At 55.5% G+C, this 14798-nt stretch carries 13 protein-coding genes; 3 read left to right on the top strand and 10 right to left on the bottom strand.

What is annotated here, in order from left to right; genetic code table 11:
• Window positions 1-313: 313 nt before the first annotated feature.
• From tcyN to C1Y43_RS15920, 7 genes are all read right to left on the bottom strand, one after another.
• A complete protein-coding gene (gene tcyN / locus C1Y43_RS15950; RefSeq protein WP_058780700.1) occupies window positions 314-1066 on the bottom strand; it encodes an L-cystine ABC transporter ATP-binding protein TcyN in 753 nt (250 codons plus the stop codon).
• The gene (gene tcyL, locus C1Y43_RS15945) at window positions 1063-1731 is read right to left on the bottom strand and encodes a cystine ABC transporter permease (RefSeq protein ID WP_058757420.1); all 669 of its coding nucleotides are present in this window, start codon (window positions 1729-1731) and stop codon (window positions 1063-1065) included. Before tcyL ends, tcyN begins: the two co-directional genes overlap by 4 nt.
• Window positions 1731-2531 carry a cystine ABC transporter substrate-binding protein gene (gene tcyJ / locus C1Y43_RS15940; RefSeq protein ID WP_021509903.1) on the bottom strand — a complete coding sequence of 267 codons (801 nt, stop codon included), beginning with the start codon at window positions 2529-2531 and terminating at the stop codon, window positions 1731-1733. Before tcyJ ends, tcyL begins: the two co-directional genes overlap by 1 nt.
• Window positions 2532-2679: 148 nt before the next feature.
• Window positions 2680-3666, bottom strand: a complete 987-nt coding sequence (locus C1Y43_RS15935) for a D-cysteine desulfhydrase (protein WP_058774542.1) — start codon at window positions 3664-3666, stop codon at window positions 2680-2682.
• A gap of 131 nt (window positions 3667-3797) precedes the next feature.
• Window positions 3798-4301, bottom strand: a complete 504-nt coding sequence (fliZ, locus tag C1Y43_RS15930) for a flagella biosynthesis regulatory protein FliZ (protein ID WP_031280184.1) — start codon at window positions 4299-4301, stop codon at window positions 3798-3800.
• 49 nt (window positions 4302-4350) lie between these two features.
• Entirely contained in the window at window positions 4351-5073 is a 723-nt protein-coding gene (locus C1Y43_RS15925; RefSeq protein WP_021509900.1) for an RNA polymerase sigma factor FliA, read from the bottom strand.
• Window positions 5074-5216: 143 nt separating this feature from the next.
• A complete protein-coding gene (locus C1Y43_RS15920) occupies window positions 5217-6185 on the bottom strand; it encodes an HNH endonuclease signature motif containing protein (RefSeq protein ID WP_088517721.1) in 969 nt (322 codons plus the stop codon).
• A gap of 320 nt (window positions 6186-6505) precedes the next feature.
• Between C1Y43_RS15920 and rfbA the strand changes: the two genes are divergently transcribed.
• The 3 genes from rfbA to rfbD are packed head-to-tail and all read left to right on the top strand — an operon-like array spanning window position 6506 to window position 8788.
• The gene (gene rfbA, locus C1Y43_RS15915; RefSeq protein WP_021509898.1) at window positions 6506-7372 is read left to right on the top strand and encodes a glucose-1-phosphate thymidylyltransferase RfbA; all 867 of its coding nucleotides are present in this window, start codon (window positions 6506-6508) and stop codon (window positions 7370-7372) included.
• A gap of 1 nt (window position 7373) precedes the next feature.
• The gene (gene rfbC / locus C1Y43_RS15910) at window positions 7374-7922 is read left to right on the top strand and encodes a dTDP-4-dehydrorhamnose 3,5-epimerase (RefSeq protein ID WP_021509897.1); all 549 of its coding nucleotides are present in this window, start codon (window positions 7374-7376) and stop codon (window positions 7920-7922) included.
• On the top strand, window positions 7907-8788 hold the full coding sequence (gene rfbD / locus C1Y43_RS15905) for a dTDP-4-dehydrorhamnose reductase (RefSeq protein ID WP_104188873.1): 882 nt from the start codon (window positions 7907-7909) through the stop codon (window positions 8786-8788). Before rfbC ends, rfbD begins: the two co-directional genes overlap by 16 nt.
• A 32-nt stretch (window positions 8789-8820) precedes the next feature.
• On the opposite strand, the gene C1Y43_RS15900 is transcribed toward rfbD, so the two are convergent.
• The 3 genes from C1Y43_RS15900 to C1Y43_RS15890 all read right to left on the bottom strand — a co-directional run bounded on the left by C1Y43_RS15900 (window position 8821) and on the right by C1Y43_RS15890 (window position 14772).
• On the bottom strand, window positions 8821-9972 hold the full coding sequence (locus C1Y43_RS15900; RefSeq protein WP_104188871.1) for a DegT/DnrJ/EryC1/StrS aminotransferase family protein: 1152 nt from the start codon (window positions 9970-9972) through the stop codon (window positions 8821-8823).
• 184 nt (window positions 9973-10156) lie between these two features.
• Complete coding sequence (locus tag C1Y43_RS15895; protein WP_104188869.1) at window positions 10157-13669, bottom strand: glycosyltransferase; 3513 nt, start codon at window positions 13667-13669, stop codon at window positions 10157-10159.
• A gap of 170 nt (window positions 13670-13839) precedes the next feature.
• Window positions 13840-14772, bottom strand: a complete 933-nt coding sequence (locus C1Y43_RS15890) for a flagellin (RefSeq protein ID WP_058757414.1) — start codon at window positions 14770-14772, stop codon at window positions 13840-13842.
• Window positions 14773-14798 lie beyond the last annotated feature (26 nt).

The following is a 14798-nucleotide window of genomic DNA, read 5'->3' as shown; positions in this document are numbered from 1 at the left end:
GGGGCTGACTCTAGCGAAACTCCTAAAACTTTTTCGCTGGTCCTGATATAACAATACTTTACAGTACCAGAGATAAATTGACCGCCCGGCGGGTTAGCCGTGAATAGCTGTTATTTAAGCCTTCATGGCATAAATTGACGGTGCGCCGCGCACGTAATGCCGCGTGGAAATTAAGAACATTCCGCAGCGGAGTAAACCAGCATTAATTATATCGCCGGGAAATAAATTTATTAATGCGTCAAAAAGGTAAGCGTGGTATTTAATATTTTGCTAGAGGAAAAATAATTCGGGCCAGCGAACCGGCCCGGAGAAATTATTGATTAAGAAACTTGTCGAGAAATTGCCGGGTGCGTGCCTGCTGCGGATTGCTGAACAGCGCTTTAGCCGGGCCCTGCTCCACAATGCGCCCCTGATCCATAAAGATGGCGCGATCGGCGACGTCACGCGCGAAGCTCATCTCATGCGTGACGATCACCATAGTGCGTTTCTCCTGCGCCAGCGCGCGGATGGTGCTGAGCACCTCGCCCACCAGTTCAGGATCCAGCGCCGAGGTTGGCTCATCGAACAGAATCACCTGCGGACGCATCGCCAGCGCCCGGGCAATTGCGACGCGCTGCTGCTGACCGCCGGAAAGCCGGCGTGGAAAACTCTCTTCCTTACCGTGCAGACCAACCTTCTCCAGCAGCGTGCGCGCGCGCGCAATGGCTTCCGCCTTCGCTTCGCCTTTGACGATCACCGGCCCTTCAATGATGTTCTCCAGCACCGAACGGTGCGGGAACAGATTGAAGTTCTGGAACACAAAGCCGACCTGCTGGCGCAGCTGCCGCACTTTATCCTTCTGCTTATGCAGGCCGAGGCTGGCGTCGATGCTGATGTCACCGACTTTGACCAGGCCGCTTTCCGGCACTTCCAGCAGATTAATACTGCGCAGCAGCGTGGTTTTGCCCGAGCCGCTCGGACCGATGATGGCCACCACTTCGCCGGGCGCGACATCGAGGTCGATACCGTGCAGCACCGTCTGGCCGTGAAACTGTTTCACCAGCTGACGGACTTCAATTGCACTCATCTTGCCTCCCGATCCTGACGATTGACGTGCGCTTCCAGCCGGTTTTGCAGCGCCGACAGCACCGTAGCCATCACCCAGTAAATCAGCGAGGCCGCCAGATACATGGTGAACACTTCCAGGGTGCGCGAAGTGATCAGCTGCGCCTGCCGGAACAGCTCCGGCACCTGAATGGTGGCCGCCAGCGAGGTATCTTTCACCAGGCTGATAAAGCTGTTACCGAGCGGCGGCAGCGCGGTGCGCGCCGCCTGCGGCAGAATAACGCGACGCAGCGTCTGCCACGGCGTCATGCCGATACTGGCGGCCGCTTCCCACTGACCGCGCTCAATAGCCGCAATCGCGCCACGCAGCGATTCCGAGGCATAGGCCGCGGTGTTGAGCGACAAACCAATCATCGCCGACGGAATCGGGTCGAGCTCAATGCCAAACTGCGGCAGACCGTAGTAGATCATAAACAGCTGGGCGATCAGCGGCGTGCCGCGAAAGATCGACACATAGAAACGCGCCAGCCAGTTGACCGGCCAGAAGCGTGACAGGCGCATCAGCGCCAGCACGAAGCCGAGTATCAGGCCGAAGAACATCCCGCCGATACTCAGCTGCAGCGTGAACAGCGCGCCTTTCAGCAGAAAAGGTGCTGAATCCAGCACCAGCTGTAAACTTTCCTGCATTATTTCGTGACGTCCGCGCCGAACCACTTCTCAGACAGCTTGCTCAGCGAGCCATCTTTCTGCATGTCGGCAATCGCACCATCAATCGCTTTCAGCAGCGATTCATTGCCTTTGCGCAGCGCCACGCCCGCTTCCAGACGGGAGAACGCCGGGCCAGCCACCGCCATGGTATTGCCGGTTTTTTTCACCAGATCCAGCGCGGCTAAGCGGTCGACCAAAATGGCATCAACGCGGCCTGAACGCAGATCCTGATATTTGGTTGGGTCATCATCATAGGTACGGATATCCACGCCTTTGACGTTGTCGCGCAGCCACTGCTCATAGTTAGAACCGAGACCCACGCCGACTTTCTTGCCGGACAGATCTTCCGGTTTGGTGATGGAGCCCGCGTTCTTCTTCAGCGTCAGCGCCTGCACGCCGGAGATGGTGTACGGCGTGGAGAAGTCATACTTCTTCTTGCGCTCGTCGGAGATGGTCACCTGGTTGATCACCACGTCGATACGTTTGGAATCCAGCGAGGCCAGCATACCGTCCCATTTGGTCGGTTTGAGATCCGCTTTCACGCCGAGGTGTTTTGCCAGCTCCTGGGCAAACTCGACTTCAAAACCGGTCAGCTTGCCGTTTTCATCCTGGAAGCTGAACGGCGGATAGGTGCCTTCCAGCCCGACGCGCAGCTCACCTTTGCTCTTGACCTGCGCCAGCAAATCTTCTGCCGCAAAGCTTTTTACGTTCACGCCCGCCACCAGTGCGACCGCCATCATTCCCATCACCAGCTGGCGACGAATCGGAGAGAAAGCCATGTTTACCCCATTATTGTGATGTGTTGTGTGCTTATGGTTAATTAACGCTCATTTTGGGCGCGGCGCTTTATCTCGCAATAAAGGGTGCCGCTCCGGCATGTGCTCTTTGTAATAACCGCTGGATTATAAACCTTTTTTTGCTGCTGTCTCATACCGAAGGATGATAAGCAAATAACGCCGGTGCGCCGCCGGTATGCACAAACAGCAGCGGCCCTTCCCGGCGGAAACGGTTCTGGCTGATGCCATCGATCAGACCCGCCATCGCTTTGCCGGTGTAGACCGGGTCGAGCATAATGCCCTCCAGCCGCGCCAGCAGGCGCACCGCTTCCATGCCTTCGTCATTGGGTTCGCCGTAGCGCGGCGCAAAATAGTCATCCCACAGGGTTACCGGCGCACGCGCTTCCAGCTCCAGCTGCTGTGCCAGCGCGCTGCGAATGCGCTCCACCACCGGCAGCTGCGCCTCAACCTTGCGCGACACCGTCACGCCCACCAGCTCGCTATTCGGTAATAGCTGTTCCAGACCGATCGCCAGCCCGGCATGCGTCCCGGCACTGCCCGACGCCACCACCACCGCAGCGAAATCCACCACGCCTTCGCTTTGATGGGCGATCTCCTGCGCGCATTCAACGTAGCCGAGCGCGCCAAGCGCATTCGAGCCGCCCACCGGCACAATGTAAGGCCGGAAGCCCTGCGCTTCCAGCCGTTCTGCCTGCTCTGCCAGCTGCTGCGGCGGATTGTGCAGCGCATCAACCATCACGACCTCGACATCCATCAGGTCCAGCAGCAGGCGGTTGCCGTTGCTCAGGTAGTTGGCGGCGTCGGTGCCAATCGGGTTCTCCAGCAGCGCCACGCACTTCAGGCCCAGACGCGCCGCCACGGCTGCCGTCTGGCGCACGTGGTTGGACTGGATCGCACCGGCGGTCAGCAGCACATCGGCGCCTTCACGCAGCGCATCGGCAGCGAGAAACTCTAGTTTACGCAGCTTGTTACCGCCCAGCGCCACCGGCGTGACGTCATCACGTTTAATAAAGATATCGCGTCCGAGGTAATCAGACAGGCGTGGCAAATGCTCTAATGGCGTCGGTGCGCCAAGCAGTTCAAGACGGGGAAACTGGTGCAGAAGATGTAAGGACAATGCAGCCTCCATTCGGGCAATGTGCAGTTATCCCTACAGTGTTGCAGAAGATGAGAAAAGTCGCATCCGGAATTGATCGCGACGCGCCCCGGTTGCTGGCATGCTCACCAGTAACCGGGGTTGAATCACCCTTAGCCGCGCTGCCAGCCTAAGAACTGGTCATATTTGCGCAGTGCAATACGGTAGTTATTGTTGCCCGCATCGGGCAGATCGTTTTGCAGACACTCATGCCAGCTGTTGCCCCGTAACCTTTCTGCCGGGAAATTTTTCGCTTTCAGCATGTCATCAAGACGACGCAGACGCACCACATATTCACGAATGGTACTGTGACTCATCTCGGTCTGCTCAAACAGATATTGTTTGAACGCCATGATATCGAAGTAATTCGGATGGGTATTACAAAAAATATCGCTGCAGAAACGGCACAGCGCCGTCAGTTCCGGCTGGAGTTTCATCCATACCTGATCGTCAATCATCTGGTCCATGCGTGCGATGGCCTCTTTATTGATGATCTGGCCGCGGAACACTAACGCCATACGGTCTAAAACTTTGCCACAGTGTGAACAGTTGCTTTGGCTGTGTTTGTAGTCTTTAAGGTAGCGACTTAACGGTCTGGCTTTAACTTTGGCTCCCATTGCTGAGTCCCCGGTTTTTTTATTTTTGGTTCCCCAGGAACTGAGTCTGTTAGCGCGCTCCCGTCAAACGGGCCCGCAGGCGTTTGATCGCCTGACTGTGCAACTGGCTGACGCGGGATTCCCCCACTTCCAGCACCGCGCCAATCTCTTTCAGGTTCAGTTCTTCCTGGTAGTACAGTGTGAGCACCAATTTTTCGCGTTCAGGCAACGCCTCAATCGCTTCAATCACGCGTTCACGCAGGTTTCCTTCCATTAACTGATGCAACGGGTTGGCTTCCTCATGCCCCTCCGTGACCAGTTCCGCACTGTCGCCGTGTTCTTCCCGATACTCGTCGTACGAGAAAAGCTGGCTGTTATTGGTATCCAGCAGAATCTGCCGGTACTCTTCCAGCGAAACATTCAACCGCTCAGCCACTTCCTGCTCGGTAGCCGCGCGCCCCAACGCTTGCTCTACCTGATGCATAGCGCCGGCCACCTCGCGCGCATTACGACGTACGCTGCGTGGTGCCCAGTCGCGGCTGCGCAGCTCATCCAGCATTGCGCCCCGGATACGCTGCACGGCGTAGGTGGTAAAGGCGGTGCCCTGCAGCGCGTCATAGCGCTCCACGGCATTCAGTAAGCCAATACCACCGGCCTGCAGCAGATCGTCAAGCTCAACGCTGGCTGGCAAACGCACCTGCAGGCGCAGCGCTTCATGCCGCACCAGAGGAACGTAGCGCTGCCAGAGCGAATGTTTATCCATCACGCCATCGGCGGTATAGAGATCGTTCACGTTGACTACCCTGCGTTAATAAAGTTATCGGCATGATTATCCAATTCTGTAGCGGTTTCGATTGGCAGAATAGGCAGGCAAAAGCGAGGTTATTTCAAATTTGTTATGGATGGCGGTGGATCGCACCGCCATTGTGCGCAGGTTCAGCGCAGATTACGCAGCCGCTGCCTTGTGCCAGGCGGGACGGCGTCCCACAGCGCACAGGTTTTGCCCTCAAGCGCCTGATAAAAAGGGCTAATGGACTCGTCGCATTCCAGCGCGGAATTAAACAGCACCTGACCGGTTTCTGCGTCAATGCTAATCATTTTGTTGATAAACAGCCGTTGCAGGTCGCTGCGCAGGAACAGGCCGTTGTCGACGCTGTTATCCGCCAGAAAGCCCTCTTCATTCTCCTGGGTGTCGATATGGCAGGCTTCCACCCACGGCCAGCTGTGGCGCTCGGTTAAACGCGTACCGGTAATAATGCAGGCACCATAGCGCGCTTTCACCGCCGCGCTGAACTCCGCCTGGCTGGCGCGCTGGAACACTTTTGCCTTGACGCGCCGCCCCACTTCAGTACCCGGCATCACCGCGCTGGGCATTTTCTGCTGCGGCGTGCTGAGCACCACTAAAAACTGGATCTTGCGCGAAAGCGGGAAACAGGGATGCGCCTGCGGATCGAACAGCTGCCAGTACTCATCCTCTTCGGTCTGACGCATCAGCACCAGCTTAAAACCGCGGCTGTTGAGCAGGTTTTGCGCTTCCGCCGAGCGGGGATCGAGCATCGCGTAGACCCGGGTTTCGCCGATCACTTTCCAGCGTCCGCTTTTACGCGCTTCATCGTTACGACGAAAATAGAGAAACGCCTGCTGGTTTTTAAGGTAATGCTCGAAGCGGCGCAGGTAGTTTTTGCGCTCGTTATCGTCGGAGACGAACAGCAGATCCTCCAGCGGACTGTTCAGCTCCTCCTGTGCAAACAGCGCGCGGATCACCAGATTGCGGTAGCTGGTTGACGGGCTGAGCAACCCGCGGGCGGTGAGCTCCTTCTCCTCCGGATGCTGCTGCGCATAGCGCAGCGCGATCTCATCGAAGGTCAGTTGCTCACCCGGTAACAAGTCATAATTGAAGCGCATAGACACCCCAGAAACAGGAAAAATAGAGCGTAAAAATTGGAATGATTCTGAAGAGGGTTATCGGCAGTTCTGACCCAGGCTGTAACAGGATGGTTACTTTTTTGAGGTTATGATGCGCAAGGGGAAATCGTCTGCCGCGCAAGAGCCCAATTTGATTTAGCTCAGCAGGAATGCCCACGCGCTGCTTTTCTCTCCTTCCGCTTATCCCCGGCAATGCCCGCTTTTTTATCGGTTATTCGCGCCATCAATTATTCCTGCGCGCTCGTATGCTCACAGCATGACTCTGTGGAGAGCAGAGACGCGTAATAAGGAAGGCAATGATGAAAGGTATAGTGCTGGCGGGCGGGACAGGTTCCCGTCTGCATCCTGTAACCTGCGGCGTATCGAAGCAGCTGTTACCGGTTTATGACAAACCGATGATTTACTATCCACTTTCGGTGCTGATGCTGGCAGGCATTCGTGACATCCTGGTGATTACTACCGCTGAAGATCTGGCGGGATTCCAGCGTTTGCTGGGCGACGGCAGCCATTTCGGCGTTAATCTGCAGTTCGCGGTGCAGCCATCGCCCGATGGCCTGGCCCAGGCGTTTATCATCGGTGAGTCTTTTATTGCCGGTGAGCGCTGCGCATTAGTGCTGGGCGATAACATTTTCTTTGGGCAAAGCTTTGGTAAAAAGCTCGAAGACGTGGTCGCGCGGCCGCAGGGCGCTACGGTATTTGGCTATCAGGTGATGGATCCCGAGCGCTTCGGCGTGGTGGAGTTTGATAAGCAATTCCGCGCGCTGTCCATTGAAGAAAAACCGCCACAGCCAAAATCGAACTATGCCGTCACCGGCCTCTATTTTTACGATAAAAACGTCTGCGCCATGGCGCGGGAAGTTCGCCCTTCTCCCCGCGGCGAGCTGGAAATTACCACCCTCAATCAGATGTATCTCGACGATGGGTTGCTCAACGTCGAAGTGCTGGGACGTGGCTTTGCCTGGCTCGACACTGGTACCCACGAGAGCTTACTCGAAGCGTCACACTTCATTCATACCATTGAAAAGCGCCAGGGCTTCAAAATTGCCTGTCTGGAAGAGATCGCCTGGCGCAAGCGCTGGATCGGCAGCGAATCGCTGCTGCAGCGCGCCGCCTATCTCGGCAAAACGCAGTATGGTCACTATCTGAAGATGCTGGTGGAGGAGTGAGATGGAGGTCATCACCACGAAAATTGCTGATGTCAAAATTATCCAGCCTAAAGTGTTTGGCGATGCCCGCGGCTTCTTCCTCGAAACCTTTGAGAAGCGGCGTTATCAGCAACTGCTGGATATCGACCTGGATTTTGTGCAGGACAACTACTCCCGTTCGGCGCGTAACGTGCTGCGCGGGCTGCATTTTCAGAAAACCCAGCCGCAAGGCAAACTGGTGCGCGTGGTACGCGGCGCGGTGTTTGACGTTGCCGTCGATATCCGTGCGGATTCGCCCACCTTTGGCCAATGGACCGGGCTGGAGCTGTCTGAAGAGAACAAAACCCAGCTGTGGATCCCGCCGGGTCTGGCACACGGTTTTGTGGTGCTCTCCGAGGTCGCCGACTTCGAATACAAATGTACTGATTACTACAACCCACAGGATGAAGCCTGCCTGATGTGGAATGACGCTGAAATTGCGGTGCAATGGCCGGTAGCGACGCCTCTGCTATCGGTAAAAGATCAACAAGGACTCTCCCTGCAGGAGTTAGTGCAATGCGCGTTTTGTTAACCGGTGCTTATGGCCAGCTTGGCCGTTGTTTACTGGATCGGGTGCCGGCAGAGTGGATCCTGCTGGCCTGTGGATCTGCCGAGTTAGATATTACCGACCGCCCGGCGGTGGAACGGGTGGTGAAGAAATTCCGTCCCGATGTGATCATCAATGCCGCCGCATATACCGCGGTCGACAAGGCTGAAACCGACCGTATCCGCGCCATGAAAGTCAACGCCATCGGCCCGGAAAATCTCGCCATCGCCGCTCACCAGCAGGGCGCCCGCTTGATTCATCTCTCCACCGATTACGTGTTTGATGGCAGTAAAAAAACGCCTTATACCGAAAGCGATCTGCCCTGCCCGATTAATTTCTACGGCCTGAGCAAATGGGAGGGTGAGAAACGCGTATTCTCCGTGCTGCCGGACGCCGTAGTGATTCGCACCTCATGGGTGTTCAGTGAGTACGGTGCAAACTTTGTCAAAACCATGTTGCGGCTGGCAGAAACCCGCAGCGAAATCAGCGTGGTGAACGATCAGTTCGGCTGCCCAACCTATGCCGGCGATCTGGCACAGGCGATTATCACCCTGGCATCCCGCGCGGAAGCCGCCGGCGTTTATCACTACTGTGGCGATGTGGCGGTAAGCTGGTGCGAATTCGCCCAGGCGATTTTTGTGGCCGCGCAGCGGGATGTGCTGGTGAAAGGGATTGGCAGCGCGCAATATCCGATGGCGGCGACAAGGCCGGCAAACAGCGTAATGGATACCGCGCGGATAGCGGCGCTGGGGGTTGAGGCATCGGACTGGCAAAACCGCGTGCAATCCGCCTGCTTAGCCGGTGATTCAGCCATCGTTCAGCCCGTTCCTGACATCACCGCCCTGCAATAAATATAAAACAAGGCGTCTCAGACGCCTTGTTATTATCCCACCAGAGGTAACGCGCGGCTCGTTAGCTTTTGCTCAGCCAGGCGGTGAATGATTTGCACAATATTGTCAACTTCGGCCAATGCTAAGCCAGGATAGACCGGCAAACATAACACGCGCTGAGACATTTGTTGTGCAATCGGTAAGGCCGCTTCATCAGCGCTAGGTAATCCACGATACATCGGGAAACTGGTGATCAGCGGATAGAAATAACGGCGGGCAATAATGTTGTGCTCACGCAGATGGGCATAAAGCTCATCACGACTCAGCGGAAAATCTTCCGTTACCATCACCGGCAAATAAGAATAATTCCATTCAACATCAGCCGGAATATGCGGCAGCGCAATGCCATCGATCTCCGCGAGCAAATCATAATAGTGCGCCTGAATACGCGCCCGCTCCGCTAATGCCTGGTCGATGTGCTTTAACTGCAGCAGGCCAAAGGCTGATTGCACCTCGTTCATTTTGCCGTTAATGCCGGTCGCCACAATGGTGGTTTCATCTGCAAAGCCAAAATTCTTCAGGTAATCGATGCGCTTTTTGGTTTTAGCATCCGGGCAAATAATTGCGCCACCTTCAATGGTATTGAAAACCTTCGTTGCGTGAAAACTTAAAATCGATAAGTCACCATAATTCAAAATGCTGTTGCCGTTTTTACGTACGCCAAAGGCGTGAGCCGCATCGTAAATGACTTTCAGCCCGTACAGGTCAGCGATGCGCTGAATATTCTCCACGTCGCACGGATTGCCGTAGCAGTGCACCGGCATAATGGCTGTGGTTCGCGGTGTAATGGCCTGCTCTATTTTGGAGGCATCGATATTACAGCTTATCGGGTCGATATCGACAAACACCGGGGTTAACCCATTCCACAACAGAGAATGCGAGGTGGCGACAAAAGAATAAGGTGTAGTGATGACTTCACCGGTAATACGCAGCGCCTGCAGCGCAGTCAGCAACGCCAGCGTGCCGTTGGTAAATAAGCAGAGATGCTCAACACCTAAATAGCGTGCCAGCTCCTGTTCAAGTTGCTGATGGAAGGGCCCGCCGTTGGTCAGGACTTTATTCTGCCAGATCTGTTCAAGGTAAGGCATGAACTCTTCCAGCGGTGGCATAAGTGGGCTGGTTACATACACAGGTTTATTATTCATAATCGTTCACCTCAGCAGAGTGCCTTTTCACACCAACTCACCTTTGAAGGTTGATAGCCGGGTCATTCCCTGCAGAACAGGTATTCGCCTCAGCCAGCGATGAGGCGGTGCATGACCGCAGAGTGTGGTGTTATCCAGATAGATTGAAACTGCATTGACCTGCTGCGGTGCAGCAGGTCAAAAATTAACGCTTCAGCGTCCAGGCTTGTGACCAGCTTTGCAGGTTCTCGCCTTCCAGCATCCAGTCCTGGCGAATTTCCTGCTGCAGCCTGGCGCCCATTTGGGCACTCGCTGCGGGGTCCAGCAGATGCATATTGATGGCGTCCACCCAGTCTTTGTGGCGGTTCTTCACGCGCGTGACGGTTAAATCACCGCGATAACACGCCACATCACTGCAAATCACCGGAATGCCGCAGGCACCATATTCCATCAGGCGCAGATTACTTTTACAGGTGTTGAAAAAGTTATCTTCGACAGGCGCTAACGCGAGGTCGAGATTAAGCGAAGCCAGTTTGGCCGGATAACGCTCAATTTCTACACCGTGGTGATATTCATGAATAAAAGGCCGCAGCTTTGGCGGGCACATGCCAAAAAACACCCATTCCACGTCATTAGCAAAATGTCGCACTACATCGACAATCATTTCCAGATCGCCGGTATGACTGGAGCCCCCGGCCCAGCCAACGCGTGGTTTTTTTCCCTGATTGCGCAGCGACTGCAGCTTGCCCCACCAGTCATGCGAAAGACGGTTTTTACGCACCACAATATCGTGGTGCATATCCGCGAACGCTTCGGCTAAGGGTTCGGTGGATACGACAAAGCGATCCATATAACTCAGGCTGCGCCGCATCAGTTTTTTAACATCGTTGCCAAACTGTGAGCGATGATGGTTTTTGAGCGGAATATTGGGCAGGTAGTCGTCGAGCTCATAAATTTTGAACGCCTGCGTATGCTTACTGACTTTCTCCAGCCATTCATGGAACTCCGCGTCAATCCGGCGCTGGAAAATCAGGCTATCGGGCGCGAAGCGATTGAGCTCGGCAACATTTATCAGCGTGGAGGAGAGTTTGCCATCCACCAGGCCGGCATCGCGCATCGCCTCATAGGGCTTGATGATGCGATAGTAACCACAACCGGCAAAATCAGCCATGAAAGGCATAACCACCGGCAATGGCCGCCACGAAAGCGGACGCCATGTCAGTTCGCTATCGGAGGACACGCTAAAGTTGATGTTATTGAGCGTCAGGTTGGGGTTATACGCCGGATCCTGGGTCACGATGGCCTGCCATTTCTGCAGCTGACGATCTTCCTCCTGGCTTCGACTCTGCGTGTCGATCGTCAGTTCAGGATTAACCTGCCGCAGCATACGCACGTACGGTGTCCAGACCGTCATCAACCCGGCTTCGCGCACGCGCAGACAGAAGTCGACATCGTCGAAATGCTGCAGCGTCTCATCCAGACCCTCAACGGCGCGAAACACCTCGGTACGCACCATCATCAGATCGCCTGACACCGCGCTGTAGTTCTGGTCGGCTTGCAAACGCGCCATGTGTCCCGCGGTTTCATGGCTCTCACCATAGAACGGCTCACCTACCAGGCCGTTAATCCCCAGCACATAACCGGCGTGGCGTACCTGACCATTTGCGTAGATTTGCCGGGCGCCAACAATAGCGACTTCCGGACGTTGGGCATGGTTAAGCAGGTTTTCCAGCCAGCTGTTATCAAGCATGGCCAAATCGCTACTCAGCAGCAGCAGGTAATCGCCTCTGGCCACAGCGGCGGCGGCATTGACCATTCTGGCGCGATGAAAACCGCCCTCAATCTGCAGTGTGCGAATGCGTGCCGGGTCGATCTCAGCGATACCGCGCAGCCATTCGTCCTGGGCGGCACTTCCGCCCTGAGCAGAAACCAGGAGCAATTCATAATTCTGTGAGGCGGTTTTTTCCATCAGCGAGGTGACGCAACTCACCAGATTCGCCAGGTGATTACTCACCAGGACGATGATGGAAACCGGGGCCGACTGCGGGTGACCATAATGCAGCTGATACACATTGTGTGGACTCAGGCTGACATCGGCCTGTGCGTAGCCGCGGTGCTGCAGGTGGGTGCGGATGAGGGCGCGCTCTTCATCCACCGGCTGTCGTAATGAGGCAGTCTGCACTAACGGCTCAGCCAGATGCCCAATCACATTAAAAGGCTGGCTTTCGATGGTGCGCAGAATCACGTCCAGTTCAAAACAGCCCGGCCAGTGCGTGGCAAACCCGCCAGTCTGTTGTAAAAATTCGCGGCGGAACAGCCAGTGGCAGGCCATTCTTGATGGGTTACTGAGCAGCAGGTCAAGGTTAAAGTCAGGGCGGAAGGATGCGCCAACCGGACGGCCATTGACCGGATACACCTCATCGGCATAAATCAACTGGCAATGACCGACCTCCGGCAGCACCGTTCCCAGCGCCTGCAAACCTGAGGTATACAACTGACTGCCGGCCCGTAATACTATCAGCCAGTCGAAATGACCCTCTTCGGTCAGCGTGTTGAGCGCAACGACTACCTGATTGTCGCGCACATCAATACGCTGCACAGAGGCCGGAATAAACGATTGATACGGTGCCGCCAGCACCACCGGCAGCAGGCTCAGACCGGCCACGGCGACATCCAGACTGGCCTGTGTCAGCAGCCACTCGGTGTCAGTCGCGTCGCGCACATCAATCACCACGGCAATACGTGCGACCGGCTGACTGGCAAGATGCTGAGTAATTAGCTGTTGTTCGATGGGCCGCAGCGTGCGTTGGCGGAACCATTCTGCAAAATGGCTCTCTACCCGCGCATTCTGCAGCGCCGTTGTCAGGTCAAACGGCTGGAAGTCCTGCTGGCTGCGCAGCGTGGCGTGACGAATCCAGCCCTGCGGCAGCTGCTCATCATACCAGCCCAGTTTTTTGATCTCTTCCGGAAAGCGCTGGTGAGACTGACTGGCTATATTGCCATCGAGGCGCGCTTCCTGACTGGTTTGCTCACGCGAGATACGAATCTGCGCCAGCACCTGCGGTAAATAGACCAGATGACCATGACGTAACAAGCGCAGGTAAATCACCAGATCGGCAATAAACGGTAGCCCTTCATCGATCAACGCATGCAGCTCGCGCGGCTCCTCCACCAGCTTGCGCAGCGCCGCGCTGCGCACTAATACGGCACTGGGTTCACCGATAAAGTTGTTCAGGAAATCAGCCTGCCAGCGGGCCATATCCTGACCATGAAAAATCGTGTCTTCTAATACCGGCGATACGCTGTAAATCTCGTCTGCCATCGCCTTACCGACGGAATCAATGCGATTACGTCTGGCTGTTGCCATCACCGCTTGCGGTACCTGCGACAGCGCCGCGACTAATTGCGACACGGCCTGCGGCAGAAGTACATCATCATCATAAAGGAATTTTACGTATTCGCCTTTGGCGCGACGTATTGCCTGACTGAGGTTAGCGATTTCGCCTAATGCGGGATGATGATGCTGGTAATAGATGGGAAATTTACTGTTTACCTGATACGCACTGACAATATCCTCGATTTTTGCATCAGGACAATCATCGCCAATGATGATTTCACAATGAGGGTAATCCTGTGCTAATGCACTTTTCAGCGCCAGTTCAAACCAGGTGGCTTTATAAGCAGGGATGATTATGCTTACCAGTGCGTTCGCGTTCATTGTCGGTTGTATCCTCAGCCTCGGCGATAACTCACGTCTGTGTGACGTCTCTTTCAGCTCAGAATACGCGGCGCGCCCGGAAACAATCGCGCCATTATCCAGTAAAAAAGCGGTTAATCCCGCCCATAAAAAAGGCCCCCAGTTGGGGGCCTGATCTGCGTATGAAAGAATTAACGCAGCAGAGACAGCATGGTCTGAGGCACCTGGTTGGCCTGCGCCAGCACCGAAGAACCCGCCTGCTGCAGGATCTGCGCGCGCGACATGTTCGACACTTCTGTCGCGTAGTCAGAATCCTGAATACGGCTGCGCGCAGCTGACAGGTTGTTCACGGTGTTGTTCAGGTTGGTGATGGTCGACTCAAAGCGGTTCTGTGAGGCACCCAGCAGGCTGCGCTGTGAGTCAACAGATTTGATGGCCGCATCGATGTCTGCCAGTGGTGTGGTACCAGAAGCTGCACCAGACGCGCCGCCGGTGACCGCGCCTTTCAGCACGTCAAAGCCAACTGCTTCAGTAGAGCGTGCGGTACCGTTAACGGTATCGCCTGAGGTCATCGCTCGGGTGTTCAGCGCGGTGCCGCTGGTGCCGGCTTTCGCCAGGTTATAACCATCGCTGGAGCTGATGGTGATGGCGATGGTTTCGCCATCTTTTGAACCCACCTGGAAGCTGTAGTCGGTAGAGCCGGAACCGGTGTTCAGCACTTTGATGCCGTTGAAGTCGGTCTGCGACGTTACGCGGTTGATCTCTTCCATACGCTGGTTAACTTCAGCCTGGATGGAATCGATGTCTGAGGCAGAGTTCGAGCTGTTCTGCGCCTGCACGGTCAGGTCACGCACACGCTGCAGGTTGTTGTTGATCTCGGACAGCGCGCCTTCAGCGGTCTGAGCCAGTGAGATACCGTCGTTGGCGTTACGGGCAGCAACGGTCAGACCGTTGATGTTAGAGGTGAAGCGGTTAGCAATCGCCTGACCTGCAGCGTCATCTTTTGCGCTGTTAATACGCAGACCAGAAGAGAGACGCTCAATAGCGGTACCCAGAGAAGCCTGAGACTTTGACAGGTTGTTCTGAGTCGTCAGCGACAATGTGTTGGTATTAATCACTGCCATAGCAAGTTTCCTTTATTAAGAGAGAT

Source organism: Pantoea sp. ICBG 828 (assembly GCF_002928355.1).
GTDB classification, from domain to species: Bacteria; Pseudomonadota; Gammaproteobacteria; order Enterobacterales; family Enterobacteriaceae; genus Pantoea; species Pantoea dispersa.
The sequence above is the reverse complement of the archived record's forward strand: the minus strand, read 5'-3'. Positions and strand labels throughout refer to the sequence as shown.

Coding starts and splice junctions, on each gene's coding strand:
- tcyN (WP_058780700.1), bottom strand. CDS start 1,066: ATGAGTGCAATTGAAGTCCGTCAGCTGGTGAAACAGTTTCACGGCCAG.
- tcyL (WP_058757420.1), bottom strand. CDS start 1,731: ATGCAGGAAAGTTTACAGCTGGTGCTGGATTCAGCACCTTTTCTGCTG.
- tcyJ (WP_021509903.1), bottom strand. CDS start 2,531: ATGGCTTTCTCTCCGATTCGTCGCCAGCTGGTGATGGGAATGATGGCG.
- fliZ (WP_031280184.1), bottom strand. CDS start 4,301: ATGGGAGCCAAAGTTAAAGCCAGACCGTTAAGTCGCTACCTTAAAGAC.
- C1Y43_RS15920 (WP_088517721.1), bottom strand. CDS start 6,185: ATGCGCTTCAATTATGACTTGTTACCGGGTGAGCAACTGACCTTCGAT.
- rfbA (WP_021509898.1), top strand. CDS start 6,506: ATGAAAGGTATAGTGCTGGCGGGCGGGACAGGTTCCCGTCTGCATCCT.
- rfbC (WP_021509897.1), top strand. CDS start 7,374: ATGGAGGTCATCACCACGAAAATTGCTGATGTCAAAATTATCCAGCCT.
- rfbD (WP_104188873.1), top strand. CDS start 7,907: ATGCGCGTTTTGTTAACCGGTGCTTATGGCCAGCTTGGCCGTTGTTTA.
- C1Y43_RS15900 (WP_104188871.1), bottom strand. CDS start 9,972: ATGAATAATAAACCTGTGTATGTAACCAGCCCACTTATGCCACCGCTG.
- C1Y43_RS15895 (WP_104188869.1), bottom strand. CDS start 13,669: ATGAACGCGAACGCACTGGTAAGCATAATCATCCCTGCTTATAAAGCC.
- C1Y43_RS15890 (WP_058757414.1), bottom strand. CDS start 14,772: ATGGCAGTGATTAATACCAACACATTGTCGCTGACGACTCAGAACAAC.